Below are 12,823 nucleotides of genomic sequence, written 5' to 3'. Positions count from 1 at the left end.
TTAAAAAAATAATTATGCCAAATTGGCAATGCAAAACAATTAATTAATTTAAGATGAAAAAAATATTATCTATTGTAGCTCTTATGGCTACTATGGCTGGGTTCTCGCAAACAGATACCACAACAGCTAACCAACTTGGAGAAGTAAAAATAGAATCCCAGCGATATACAAAATCAAAGAGAAATAACTCTCAAGCGATCGAATCTATTACACAAAAAGATATCGAATTTGGAAATTTTCAAAATACTGCTGACATGCTTTCTAATTCAGGAAAGTTATTCGTTCAAAAATCACAACAAGGTGGTGGAAGTCCCGTAATTAGAGGTTTAGAATCAAGTCGTATATTATTACTTGTTGATGGCGTAAGAATGAATAACCTTATTTTTCGTGGAGGTCACTTGCAAAATGTACTTTCAGTCGATGAAAATATGTTAGAAAGTACTGACATCCTTTTTGGTTCATCTTCAACTCAATTTGGAAGTGACGCATTAGGTGGCGCTATCAATTTAATCACAAAAAGGCCTTTATTGCTTTCTCAAAACAATGGGAAATCATTTTCTGGAAGCTTAAATACACGATATTCGACTGCAAATGAAGAAAAATCAGGTTATGGCGATTTCAGATTTTCTGGTGACAAATGGGCAACATTAACAGCTATTTCTTACAACGATTTTGGTGATGTAAAAATGGGAAGCAAAAAAAATGGAAAAAATGACTTTTTTGGAGCAAGACCATATTATATCGAAACTGTAAATGGTGTAGATAACATTGTTAAAAATGACGATCCGTTAGTACAAAAATTTTCAGGTTATAAACAATATAATGCAATGCAAAAAGTATTGTTTAAACCAAACGAATCAACTGAACACAATCTTAATTTACAGTTTTCAACCACAACTGACATTCCTAGATATGATAGATTGACTGATTTAAAAGGTAATGGTGATTTAAAAACATCTACTTGGAATTATGGTCCACAAAAAAGAATTTTAGCTGGTTATAAATTCAATAAACAAAAAGCAATTTTAAATAGTGATTTAACAATTGGTACTAGCTATCAAAATATTGAAGAAAGCAGAATTAATCGTAATCACGGAAAAACTGGTGAAGAATCTAGAGTTGAAAAAGTAAGTGTATACTCTATCAACGCTGATTTAAAAGCAAAAATTGGTCAAGGTGAATTATTATATGGAGTTGAAGGTTTTTACGACGATTTAAAATCGACAGCTAGCATTATAGATATTAAAACAGGAGTGGTAACACCAACAAACACAAGATATCCTGACGGAAAAAACTTTACATTAAAAACTGATGCTTTTGCTACTTATTTTTCTAAACTTACAGAAAAAACTACCTATAATTTAGGCGCTAGAGTAGGTTATGCCAAATTACACAGTGAATTTGTAGACAAAACCTACTTCCCTTTCCCTTTCTCTGATATAGATCAGAAAAACATTACTTATAGTGGAGCAGCTGGTATTACCAACAATTCTAATAAAAATATTAGAGTAAGTTTTAATGTAGCAACTGGCTATAGAACTCCAAATGTAGATGACTTAGCGAAAGTTTTTGACTCTGCTAAAGGTGTTTCGTTAGTAGTACCTAATCCTGATGTCAAACCTGAAAAAAATATTACTGGAGACTTCAACATTGCACTTTACACTGACAAAATTTTCGAATTTGAAAATACCGTTTTCTACACACAATTATTTGACGCAATTGTAACTGATAAATTTACTTTTAATGGACAAAACACGGTTGATTATTATGGCGTGACAACACCAGTTGTAGCAAATCAAAATTTAGGAAAAGCTGAAATTTTTGGTTACTCAACTTCTCTTAAAATCAATCTTTTAGAAAAATTGAAATTCTACGGAAACTTCAATTACACTTATGGAAGAGTTAAATCTGAAAATGACAATACTTCAAGACCATTAGATCACGTCCCTCCTATTTATGGAAAAACTGGATTTAATTATGAATACAAATGGTTAAATCTTGATTTAAACATGTTATACAACGGTAAGAAAAATTTAGAAGATTACTCAGCAAGTGGCGAAGATAATTTAGTTTATGCTCCTGCAAACGGAATGCCTGCTTGGCAAACTTATAACTTCAAAGCGGCCATAAAGCCATTTAATTCTTTAACAATTTATTCAGGTATTGAAAATATTTTAGATATTCAATACAGAAATTTTGCTTCTGGTATAAATGCTGCCGGTAGAAATATATATGCTGGTGCTAAATTAAATTTCTAATTTTTTTAGTAAATTATTTAAATCTAAAATGCGAAGTAAAATTTACTTCGCATTTTTTTTAGCTTTATTTTTAAAGATTTTATTTAAAACTTAGGCAATGTTTTAATATACAATTCTTCTACTTTTTTTCTTGCCCAATCGGTTTTACGCAAAAAAGTTAAACTAGATTTTAATGTCGGATTTTCTCTAAAACATTTTATATTTATTAGTTCCCCTAAAGTATCAAAACCATAAAAACCAATTAGCTTTTCTAAAATTTGCTGCAATGTGATTCCGTGCAAAGGATCTTTAGATTTATTATTTTCCATTTTGCAAATATAAATCATTTCTAAGTTTTGCACTTCATATATTTGTTATTACATTTGCAATCCTATGCTAAAAACAGTTAACATACTAAACAAAAGAGCCAAATTCGAATACGAAATTATCGATCGATATACCGCTGGAATGGTCTTAACTGGTACCGAAATAAAATCGATACGATTAGGTAAAGCTAACATTGCCGAAAGTTTTTGTGAGTTTCAAAATGAAGAACTTTTTGTTATTAATTCTAATATCGAAGAATATCATTTTGGTCATCAATACAACCACAAACCAAAAAGCGAACGCAAACTTCTTTTGAACAAACGAGAATTGAAAGGATTATTAAAAGACGTACAAAACAAAGGACTTACTATTATTCCGTTACGTTTGTTTACTAACGAAAAAGGCATGGCAAAACTAGACATTGCACTTTGCAAAGGAAAGAAAACTTTCGACAAGCGAGAAACCATCAAAGACCGCGATAACAAACGCGATTTAGACAGAATTAAAAAGGAATTTTAAATACTTTTTTAATTTTTATCTTCTAACAAAGGTACAAATCTAAAATCTCCAAACTCGTGTTTTTCAAATTGAGTTTCGCCTTTTCTAATAACGAGTGTCATTACTTGAATATCTTCTCCAACAGGAATTACGAGTTTTCCTCCTATTTTTAATTGTGACATTAATGCTTTTGGAATTTCTGGCGCACCTGCAGTTACTATAATACTATCAAACGGAGCGTAATTTGGTAAACCTTTATAACCATCACCAAAAGACAAATGTTTGGCTCTAATTCCTAATTTTGGTAATAATAACGATGTTTTTTTAAACAATTCATTCTGGCGTTCTACACTATATACAACTGCGCCAACCATACACAAAACGGCTGTCTGATAACCAGAACCTGTTCCTATTTCTAATACTTTATCGCCTTTTTTTACTTCTAATAATTCAGTCTGAAAAGCCACTGTATAAGGTTGCGAAATGGTTTGCCCAGCTCCTATTGGGAAAGCTTTGTCTTGGTAAGCATAATCTTCAAAACTGGAGTTCAAGAAAAGATGTCTCGGAATTTTGCTAATCGCTTCCAATACACTTTTGTTAGTAATCCCTTTTTGTTGCAAAACGGTTACTAACTGATTACGAAGTCCTTGATGTTTCGATGTATCTTTCAATTTTAAGAGTATTAATTTCTGTAAATTTAGAAAACAAATTGCCAATTATCAATAATGATTCGAGTAATTTTTCACGAATTGACGAAGCAATTATCAATTAATTCCTATTTTTGTTCAAAATACATTTTTATGCTAAAAGTTGGCGTTTTAGGTGCTGGTCATCTCGGAAAAATACATTTACGATTGCTACAACAATCAGAAAAATACGAATTAGTAGGTTTTTATGACGAAAATCAAGAAAATGGAGCTAAAATAGCAGCCGAATTTGGTTACAAACAATTTGAAACCATTGCAAAATTAATTCACGCTGTCGATGTAATTGATATTGTAACTCCAACACTTTCTCATTATAAATGTGCCAAAGTTTCGATAAAATCTGGTAAACATGTTTTTATCGAAAAACCCATTTCAACTACTGTCGAAGAAGCTGAAGAAATTATAGCTTTAGCCAAAGAATATAATATAAAAGGTCAAGTTGGTCATGTCGAAAGATTTAACCCAGCATTTAAAGCGGTTAAAGACCAAATAAAAAATCCAATGTTTATCGAAACTCATCGTTTGGCAGAATTTAATCCTCGTGGAACAGATGTTCCCGTAGTTTTAGATTTAATGATTCACGATATCGATGCGATTTTGAGTGTTGTAAACTCGAAAGTGCAGCATATTTCAGCTAGTGGAGTTTCGGTAATTAGCGATTCTCCAGATATTGCAAATGCAAGAATTGAGTTCGAAACTGGCTGTGTTGCTAATATTACTGCGAGTAGAATTTCGATGAAAAACATGAGAAAATCTCGATTCTTCCAGAAAGATGCTTATATCTCTGTCGATTTTCTTGATAAAATTTGCGAAGTAGTAAAAATGAAAGATGCGCCTGAAACTCCTGGTGATTTCGATATGATTTTGCAAAATGCCGAAGGTGTAAAAAAACAAATTTATTACGAAAATCCATCGGTAGAACCTAATAATGCTATTTTAGATGAATTAGAATCTTTCGCCGATGCCATCAATAACAATACAACGCCTGTCGTTACTTTAGAACAAGCAACTGAGGCTTTACGAGTAGCGTATCAAATAATAAATTGTATGGAAAAGTAATCTTTCAATTCTTAAATTTTTAAATCTTTTAATATCAAATAATGAAAAACATAGCAGTAATTGGAGCAGGAACAATGGGTAACGGAATTGCACATACTTTTGCACAATCAGGATTTACAGTAAAACTAATAGATATTTCAGAAAAATCACTCGAAAAAGGTATTGCAACCATTGCTTCAAACCTTGACCGAATGGTGGCTAAAGGAACAATTACTGAAGAAGACAAACACAAAACTATTGGAAATATTATCACTTATACCGATATAAAAGACGGTGTAACTGGTTGCGATTTAGTCGTTGAAGCGGCTACTGAAAATCTAACTTTAAAACTAAATATCTTCAAACAATTAAGTGAAGTTTGCGATCACAATACGATTTTAGCAACCAACACCTCTTCCATTTCAATTACACAAATAGCAGCTTCGGTGGTGCATCCAGAAAGAGTTATAGGAATGCATTTTATGAATCCTGTGCCAATTATGAAATTAGTTGAGATTATTCGTGGTTACAATACAACCAACGAAGTGACTAAAACAATCATGGATTTATCTGTAAAATTAGGGAAAACACCAACTGAAGTAAATGATTATCCAGGATTTGTAGCCAATAGAATTTTGATGCCAATGATAAACGAAGCCATCGAAACATTATACAACAAAGTCGCTGGCGTACAAGAAATTGACACCGTTATGAAACTAGGAATGGGTCACCCAATGGGACCATTACAATTAGCCGATTTTATTGGGCTTGATGTCTGTTTGGCAATCCTAAACGTGATGTACGACGGTTTCAAAAATCCTAAATATGCGCCTTGTCCATTATTAGTAAATATGGTTATGGCAGGAAAATTAGGAGCAAAATCTGGCGAAGGTTTTTATGATTATGCCGAAAGCAAAAAAGCAGAAAAAGTTTCAAAACAATTCTCATAATTAACAATGGATAATTGATAATTGATAGTTAACATTATCAATTATCAACTGTCAATTATCAATTGAATTAATGGCAAAAATAATTCCATTCAAAGCCGTTCGCCCTTCTGCCGACAAAGTAGGATTGGTAACTTGTAGAACGTATGACGATTATAATTCGGCAGAGCTAGCGGCTTGGCTAAGTTATAATCCGTACTCGTTTTTGCATGTCATCCATCCCGCATTTGCAAATGCTCAAAAAATTACGATTGATAAGCGTTTCAAAAGTGTGGCGCATAAATACCAAGATTTTAAAGACGAACAAATATTAATCAAGGAAGAAACACCTGTTTTTTATTTATACGAAATTCAAACAAAATCGAACGTTTTTTCAGGAATTATCGCAGGAACTTCGGTAGAAGATTACAAGAATAATGTGATTAAAAAGCATGAAGATACTTTACAGTTTCGAGTAGAACTGATAAAAGATTACATGAAATATACGGATTTTAATGCCGAACCAGTTCTGATAACTTATCCCGATAGCGTCGAAATAAACACTTATATTTCTTTACGAAAAAAAAGTAAACCACTTTACGAATTTGCTACAACAACCAAGGAAAAACACACGCTTTGGAAGATTGATACACAAAGTGAAATAGATTGGTTAGAAAATCATTTCGAAAAGATTCCAAATCTTTATATTGCCGACGGGCACCATCGTTCGGCCGCAGCTGAATTATTATTAGACGAAAATAAGGGCACGAAAAACGAAAATCTCAAATCTTTCATGAGCTTTCTTATCGCCGAAAGCAATGTCAAAATATACGAATTTAACAGAATTGTTAGAGATTTGAATGGTTTTACTAAAGATGATTTTATTGCAAAAATCTCTCAGTATTTCAATATCGAAAACAAAAATCAAGAACTGTGGAAACCGAAAAACAAATATGAATTCGGAATGTATCTCGATGGCAGTTTTTATGCTTTGTTTTACAAACAAGAGAATATTCACAAATCAGAACACTTCGAAATCGAAAACTTAGATGCGCAGATTTTGTATGATACTATTTTACATCCACTTTTGGGCTTAGAAGATTTAAGAAATGACGAACGCATCGATTATGTTTCAGGAAAACAATCTGTTTCGGTTATCAAAGATTTAATTGATGAAGGAGAATTTAAAGTTGGATTTATGCTCTATCCATCGGATATTTCTGAAATAAAAGCTTTGGCAGATAACAATTTAATTATGCCTCCCAAAAGTACTTACATCGAGCCTAAATTTAGAAGTGGTTTGGTAGTTTATGAATTGTAGTTTTAATACTAAAAATAATGTCAATAGCTCAAAACCTAAATAAAATAAAAGCTTCACTTCCAGAAAGTGTCACACTTGTTGCGGTTTCTAAAACCAAACCAATTCCTGATTTGATGGAAGCTTACGAAGTAGGTCAACGCATTTTTGGTGAAAATAAAATCCAAGAAATGACCGAGAAGTGGGAAGCAATGCCCAAAGATATCGAATGGCATATGATAGGCCATGTTCAGAGTAATAAAGTGAAATTTATGGCTGAATATGTGAGTTTAATTCACGGAGTTGACAGCTTAAAATTACTACAAGAAATAAACAAACAAGCCGAAAAACACAATCGAATTATTGATTGTTTGTTACAAATATACATTGCTGAAGAAGAAACAAAATTTGGTTTAGACGAAAAAGAACTGAACGAATTATTAGCTTTAAACGAATTCAAATCATTACAAAATATCCGAATTGTAGGGCTAATGGGCATGGCAACATTTACCGAAAATCAGAACCAAATAAAAAAAGAATTCACACATTTGAAATCGATTTTTGATAATTTAAAGCCATTATCAATTATCAATTGTCAATTATCAATTATTTCCATGGGAATGTCTGGCGATTACAAACTCGCAATCGAATGTGGAAGCACGATGGTTCGAATAGGAAGTAGTATCTTTGGAGGAAGGAATTAATATAATTTTGTCATTTCGACGAAGGAGAAATCTCAAAAAACAATAAAAAACAATATTTGTACGCAATTTTAGACATAGAAACCACTGGAGGTCAGTATAACGAAGAAGGAATTACTGAAATCGCCATCTATAAATTCGATGGTCACGAAATCGTAGACCAATTTATCAGTTTAGTGAATCCCGAAATCCCAATTCAGCCGTTTGTAGTAAAACTCACGGGGATAAATAACGCTATGTTGGTTTCTGCACCCAAGTTTCACGAAGTAGCCAAACGCATTGTCGAAATCACTAAAGATTGCGTTATTGTTGCACACAACACCGTTTTCGATTACCGAATTCTTCGTACAGAGTTTCGTCGTTTAGGTTATGATTTTCAAGCAAAAACACTTTGTACGGTCGAGTTGGCGAAAATTCTAATTCCAGAACAACCTTCTTATAGTTTAGGAAAACTAGTTCGAGCCTTAGGAATCCCAATGACAGACAGACATCGTGCCGAAGGAGATGCACTGGCAACAGTCAAATTATTTAAAATGTTGTTAGACAAAGATTTGGGAAAAGTCATTGTAAGAGACAACATCAAAACCGAAATTATCAAAGGAATTGCGCCCAAATTATTCCATATTATTGAATCTTTGCCCAACAAAACCGGAGTTTATTACATTCACAAAGAAAACGGAAATATCATTTTTATTGGCAAAAGCAGAAACATCAAAAAAAGAGTCAACCAGCATTTTACAGGAATTACAAAAAGTGCGCTAAAAATTCAACAAGAAGTTTTTACAGTCACTTACGAAGAAACCGGAAGCGAACTTGTTGCATTACTCAAAGAAACTGAAGAAATAAAAATAAACCGACCTATTTACAACAGAATGTCTCCTAAAAGCCATTTTCCTGTAGCCATTTATTCTGAAACAGACACAAACGGTTATCTCAATCTAAAATTACAAAAAGCCGACGGTCGAAAAAAAGAAATCACAGCATACACAAGCCTTCAGGAAGGAAAAAATATTTTATTCAGAATTTCTTCTCACTACAATTTGTGCCAAAAACTAACAGGTTTATACGAAACAAAAGCGGAGTGTTTTCAGCATAAAATAAATGAGTGCGATGGCGCGTGTATTGGCAAAATTTCGCCCGAAGAATACAACAAACGTGTACAGGATTTTATCACAAAAAGCAGCTTCGAAAATCAAAGCATGGTTATTGTCGACAAAGGCCGAACCATCAGCGAGCGCAGTGCCGTTCTCATAGAAAATGGTGTATATAAAGGCTATGCTTTCTACGATTTAAACTATCAAATAAGCAATATCCAAATCCTAAAAACCCTTATTACGCCTATGCCTAACAACCGAAACACTCGAAATATTATACAAGGTTATTTACGAAAAAACAAAGTGATGAAAATCGTAAAATTTTAATCTTGTCACACTGAGCGTAGTCGAAGTGAGGAGCTATTCCCGCTATCCGTTACAATCTTTTTTCTTGTTCTCGATACGCTTTGCAAGCTACTCGAACTGACGAAAAAAGGATTTCCACTACTATCGGGGCTAAAAAACCAACAATCTGCTAATTCATGAATTATTTAATAACCATAATCGGGCCAACAGCCATAGGAAAAACTGCCTTAAGCATTGCTTTGGCAACGCAATATGGTTGCGATATTATTTCCTGCGATAGTCGTCAGTTTTTTAAAGAAATGCGAATAGGAACTGCAGTTCCGAGCGACGACGAATTAAGTCAAGCCACACATCATTTTATCCAAAACAAATCCATTTTCGAAGAATATACCGTTGGTGATTTTGAGAAAGAAGCCATTGCTAAATTAGAAGAGTTATTTATCACAAATAACATTCAAATCATGGTTGGCGGTTCAGGATTATATGTAGATGCCGTCTTAAAAGGATTTGATACTTTCCCAAATATAGAACCTACTATTCGTGAAGAAATTCAAAAAAAATACGACAAAAATGGCATCGAATATTTACAACAAAAACTACAAGAATTAGATATAGAATATTACAACAAAATCCTTTCCGAAAATCCACAAACCTTACAAAACCCACAACGTATGATGCGATTTGTAGAAGTTTGCATCGGAACAGGAAAACCTTATTCTTCGTTTCTAAACAAAGACAAAAACGCCAGAAACTTCACTCCAATTATCATTGGTTTAGAAGCCGACCGAGAAATTATGTACGACCGCATCAACCAGCGAGTTGATATCATGATAAATGAAGGTTTGCTTGCTGAAACCGAAAAATTATATCCAAATAAAGATTTAAACGCTTTGCAAACTGTTGGTTATCGTGAATTATTCAGTTTTTTTGATGGTGATTTTAATTTAATTTTTGCCATCGAAGAAATTAAAAAAAATACCCGAAGATTCTCAAAACGACAAATCACTTGGTTCAAACGTAGTGAAAATGCTATTTGGTTCGATTATAAAACAGATGTTTCAAAAATAATCGATGTTATTAATACAAAAATTAAACACTAATTTACACGTTATCAGCAAGTTAACCTAGAAAAACTAACAAAAGCAATAAATAAAAATGTTGATATACGAAACTCCAATTAAATTTTTTCAATATTTTATAGCAGCCTTAAGTTGCTTTTACATAATTCCGATATATTTTTCATCAATTTATTGGAATACAAAAGGTGATGCATTTCTTTACTTTATTGGAATTTCATTCTTTATACTTGCTATTGTACAATTTTTATATATGCTGAAAAATTTTCAGATCTATGAAGAATACTTAACTGTTAAAAGACCTTATTTTTTCAAATCTTTTAATCACACTTTCCAAAAAGACAGTATCGAGAAAATTGTTTTTAAAATATCAGCCACAAAGATTGGTGGAGGAATTAATTTAGTTGTATATCAAAAAACATTAATAACAAGTTTTCAAGTTAATTGTACCAAACAAAGCCTTAAAGAATTAATATCAAATTTGGAAAATGCAGATATTAATGTAGATGTTGTAAAAAACTTGAAATTAGATTAAAATAACCAGCCAGTAACAGCCGTTTTGCACAATGGCTGGGCGAATTATATCATTTAAAATTTGTCCAACTTAAATGAACTTATATGCCTTATCTGGTTTAAAATAATTCGTGCAAATTAGTGTAATTCGTGTTACTTTTCAATTTCTCTTTTCCTAAATAAATCTTATATTTGACCTTCATTAAAAAAAACAATATGCAACATATTATCGACCGTTTTATAAGCTACGTAACTATAGATACCGAATCTGATCCTAATTCAGAAGCAACACCAAGTACTGCAAAACAATGGGATTTAGCCAATAAATTAGTAGAAGAACTAAAAGCAATTGGTATGCAAGAAGTAACTATCGATGACAAAGCTTACATCATGGCGACTTTGCCTAGTAATGTTTCGCACGAAGTTCCAACCATTGGTTTTGTTTCTCATTTTGATACTACTCCAGATTTTACAGGAAAAGATGTAAAACCACAAATTGTAAAAAATTATGATGGTAACGATATTGTATTAAATGCAGAAAAAAATATCGTGCTTTCGCCAAAATATTTCAAAGATTTATTGCTTTACAAAGGGCAAACCCTAATCACAACTGATGGTACAACTCTACTTGGTGCCGATGACAAAGCTGGAATTACCGAAATTGTTTCGGCAATGGAATTCCTTATCAAAAATCCAGAAATTAAACACGGTAAAATTCGTGTAGGATTTACACCTGACGAAGAAATAGGTCGTGGTGCACATCATTTTGACGTAGAAAAGTTTGCTTGCGATTGGGCTTACACTATGGACGGAAGTCAGGTTGGCGAATTAGAATACGAGAATTTTAATGCTGCTGGTGCTAAAATAACTTTCAAAGGAAAAAGCGTACATCCAGGTTATGCAAAAGGAAAAATGATAAATTCGATGTTATTAGCAAATGAATTTATTAATGAATTACCAAAAGACGAAATTCCGCAAGAAACAAAAGGTTACCAAGGATTTTTTCATGTAACGCAACTTTCTGGAAGTATCGAAGAAACTCATTTAGAGCTTATTATTCGTGATCATGATGCTAGAAAATTCAAAAAACGTAAAGAACTTATTCATACTATTACAAAAAAAATGAATAAGAAATTTGCCAAACAATTTGGTGAAGATATTGTAATTACTGTCGTAAAAGACCAATATTACAATATGAAAGAAAAAGTAGTTCCCGTTTTTCATATTATCGATATTGCCGAAAAAGCGATGAAAAACTTAGGAATCAAACCGCTTATAAAACCTATTCGTGGCGGAACCGATGGTTGTCAGCTTTCTTACAAAGGTTTGCCATGTCCAAATATTTTTGCTGGTGGACATAATTTTCATGGAAAATACGAATACGTTCCTGTAGAAAGTATTCAAAAAGCAATTGATGTCATTGTACAAATTGCTCAAATAACTGCTTCTGGAGATTATAAAAAGACTGAAAAAAAATAATCTTTTAAACTAATGGCTACAAAAGTTTGGGATAAACAAAACGATCAATGGAGTGAAGAAATTGAACTCCTGAAGTCTATTGTAAATAAAACAAACCTTGTAGAAACCACTAAATGGGGCGGAATCGTTTATACTTATAACGACAAAAATGTTTTGGGAATTGGCGGTTTCAAATCTTATGTTGGTCTTTGGTTTTTTAATGGTGTTTACTTAAAAGATGAAGCAAATGTTTTAATTAATGCACAAGAAGGCGTTACAAAAGCACTGAGACAATGGCGTTTTGCATCAAAAAGTGAGATAAACGAAGAATTAATCTTAGTTTATATTGCAGAAGCTATCCAAATTGAAAAAGAAGGAAAATCATACAAACCAGAGAAAAAAGAAATAATTATTTCTGATTTTTTTCAGAATTTTATAAATGAAAACCCTGAAATTGCTAAAGCTTTCGAGTTGTTTTCTCCTTACAAACAAAAAGAATTTATCGAATATATTGATACTGCAAAGCAAGAAAAAACAAAACTCGACCGACTAGAAAAAATAAAACCTATGATTCTGGAAGGCAAAGGATTAAACGATAAGTACAGATAACAAAAAACCACGAAATCAAATTTCGTGGTTTTTTTA

At 32.4% G+C, this 12,823-nt stretch carries 13 protein-coding genes; 11 read left to right on the top strand and 2 right to left on the bottom strand.

Annotated elements, in window-relative coordinates; all coding sequences use genetic code 11:
- Positions 1-53: 53 nt before the first annotated feature.
- A complete protein-coding gene (locus BM053_RS03655; protein WP_091474126.1) occupies positions 54-2,258 on the top strand; it encodes a TonB-dependent receptor plug domain-containing protein in 2,205 nt (734 codons plus the stop codon).
- Positions 2,259-2,341: 83 nt separating this feature from the next.
- Here the strand turns inward: BM053_RS03655 and BM053_RS03650 are convergent, their stop codons facing one another.
- Positions 2,342-2,566, bottom strand: coding sequence for a VF530 family protein (locus tag BM053_RS03650; protein ID WP_091474124.1), 225 nt, complete (start codon positions 2,564-2,566; stop codon positions 2,342-2,344).
- A gap of 64 nt (positions 2,567-2,630) precedes the next feature.
- Here BM053_RS03650 and smpB point away from each other — a divergent pair, with 64 nt between their 5' ends.
- Entirely contained in the window at positions 2,631-3,083 is a 453-nt protein-coding gene (gene smpB / locus BM053_RS03645; RefSeq protein ID WP_091474122.1) for an SsrA-binding protein SmpB, read from the top strand.
- Between the two features lie 8 nt (positions 3,084-3,091).
- On the opposite strand, the gene BM053_RS03640 is transcribed toward smpB, so the two are convergent.
- Complete coding sequence (locus tag BM053_RS03640; protein WP_091474119.1) at positions 3,092-3,733, bottom strand: protein-L-isoaspartate(D-aspartate) O-methyltransferase; 642 nt, start codon at positions 3,731-3,733, stop codon at positions 3,092-3,094.
- A 129-nt stretch (positions 3,734-3,862) separates the two neighbouring features.
- Here BM053_RS03640 and BM053_RS03635 point away from each other — a divergent pair, with 129 nt between their 5' ends.
- From BM053_RS03635 to BM053_RS03595, 9 genes are all read left to right on the top strand, one after another.
- Positions 3,863-4,828: a Gfo/Idh/MocA family protein gene (locus tag BM053_RS03635; protein ID WP_091474117.1), complete on the top strand. Its 966-nt coding sequence runs from the start codon at positions 3,863-3,865 to the stop codon at positions 4,826-4,828.
- A 41-nt stretch (positions 4,829-4,869) separates the two neighbouring features.
- Entirely contained in the window at positions 4,870-5,757 is an 888-nt protein-coding gene (locus BM053_RS03630; protein WP_091474115.1) for a 3-hydroxyacyl-CoA dehydrogenase family protein, read from the top strand.
- Between the two features lie 70 nt (positions 5,758-5,827).
- Positions 5,828-7,054, top strand: coding sequence for a DUF1015 domain-containing protein (locus BM053_RS03625; RefSeq protein ID WP_091474113.1), 1,227 nt, complete (start codon positions 5,828-5,830; stop codon positions 7,052-7,054).
- A 17-nt stretch (positions 7,055-7,071) separates the two neighbouring features.
- A complete protein-coding gene (locus BM053_RS03620) occupies positions 7,072-7,734 on the top strand; it encodes a YggS family pyridoxal phosphate-dependent enzyme (protein ID WP_091474111.1) in 663 nt (220 codons plus the stop codon).
- A gap of 56 nt (positions 7,735-7,790) precedes the next feature.
- On the top strand, positions 7,791-9,152 hold the full coding sequence (locus BM053_RS03615) for an exonuclease domain-containing protein (protein ID WP_091474110.1): 1,362 nt from the start codon (positions 7,791-7,793) through the stop codon (positions 9,150-9,152).
- Between the two features lie 155 nt (positions 9,153-9,307).
- Complete coding sequence (gene miaA / locus BM053_RS03610) at positions 9,308-10,231, top strand: tRNA (adenosine(37)-N6)-dimethylallyltransferase MiaA (RefSeq protein ID WP_091474107.1); 924 nt, start codon at positions 9,308-9,310, stop codon at positions 10,229-10,231.
- A 229-nt stretch (positions 10,232-10,460) separates the two neighbouring features.
- On the top strand, positions 10,461-10,742 hold the full coding sequence (locus tag BM053_RS12085; protein WP_143076460.1) for a hypothetical protein: 282 nt from the start codon (positions 10,461-10,463) through the stop codon (positions 10,740-10,742).
- Positions 10,743-10,936: 194 nt separating this feature from the next.
- A complete protein-coding gene (gene pepT / locus BM053_RS03600) occupies positions 10,937-12,199 on the top strand; it encodes a peptidase T (RefSeq protein ID WP_091474103.1) in 1,263 nt (420 codons plus the stop codon).
- A gap of 12 nt (positions 12,200-12,211) precedes the next feature.
- Positions 12,212-12,787: a YdeI/OmpD-associated family protein gene (locus tag BM053_RS03595; RefSeq protein ID WP_091474100.1), complete on the top strand. Its 576-nt coding sequence runs from the start codon at positions 12,212-12,214 to the stop codon at positions 12,785-12,787.
- Positions 12,788-12,823 lie beyond the last annotated feature (36 nt).

This window comes from Flavobacterium swingsii (assembly GCF_900111965.1).
Lineage (GTDB): Bacteria > Bacteroidota > Bacteroidia > Flavobacteriales > Flavobacteriaceae > Flavobacterium > Flavobacterium swingsii.
The sequence above is the reverse complement of the archived record's forward strand: the minus strand, read 5'-3'. Positions and strand labels throughout refer to the sequence as shown.

What these genes read in the sequence shown, in the direction of transcription:
- BM053_RS03595 (WP_091474100.1), top strand. Translation starts at nt 12,212, where the DNA reads ATGGCTACAAAAGTTTGGGATAAACAAAACGATCAATGGAGTGAAGAA.
- BM053_RS03625 (WP_091474113.1), top strand. Translation starts at nt 5,828, where the DNA reads ATGGCAAAAATAATTCCATTCAAAGCCGTTCGCCCTTCTGCCGACAAA.
- pepT (WP_091474103.1), top strand. Translation starts at nt 10,937, where the DNA reads ATGCAACATATTATCGACCGTTTTATAAGCTACGTAACTATAGATACC.
- BM053_RS12085 (WP_143076460.1), top strand. Translation starts at nt 10,461, where the DNA reads ATGCTGAAAAATTTTCAGATCTATGAAGAATACTTAACTGTTAAAAGA.
- miaA (WP_091474107.1), top strand. Translation starts at nt 9,308, where the DNA reads ATGAATTATTTAATAACCATAATCGGGCCAACAGCCATAGGAAAAACT.
- BM053_RS03635 (WP_091474117.1), top strand. Translation starts at nt 3,863, where the DNA reads ATGCTAAAAGTTGGCGTTTTAGGTGCTGGTCATCTCGGAAAAATACAT.
- BM053_RS03655 (WP_091474126.1), top strand. Translation starts at nt 54, where the DNA reads ATGAAAAAAATATTATCTATTGTAGCTCTTATGGCTACTATGGCTGGG.
- BM053_RS03650 (WP_091474124.1), bottom strand. Translation starts at nt 2,566, where the DNA reads ATGGAAAATAATAAATCTAAAGATCCTTTGCACGGAATCACATTGCAG.
- BM053_RS03620 (WP_091474111.1), top strand. Translation starts at nt 7,072, where the DNA reads ATGTCAATAGCTCAAAACCTAAATAAAATAAAAGCTTCACTTCCAGAA.
- BM053_RS03630 (WP_091474115.1), top strand. Translation starts at nt 4,870, where the DNA reads ATGAAAAACATAGCAGTAATTGGAGCAGGAACAATGGGTAACGGAATT.
- smpB (WP_091474122.1), top strand. Translation starts at nt 2,631, where the DNA reads ATGCTAAAAACAGTTAACATACTAAACAAAAGAGCCAAATTCGAATAC.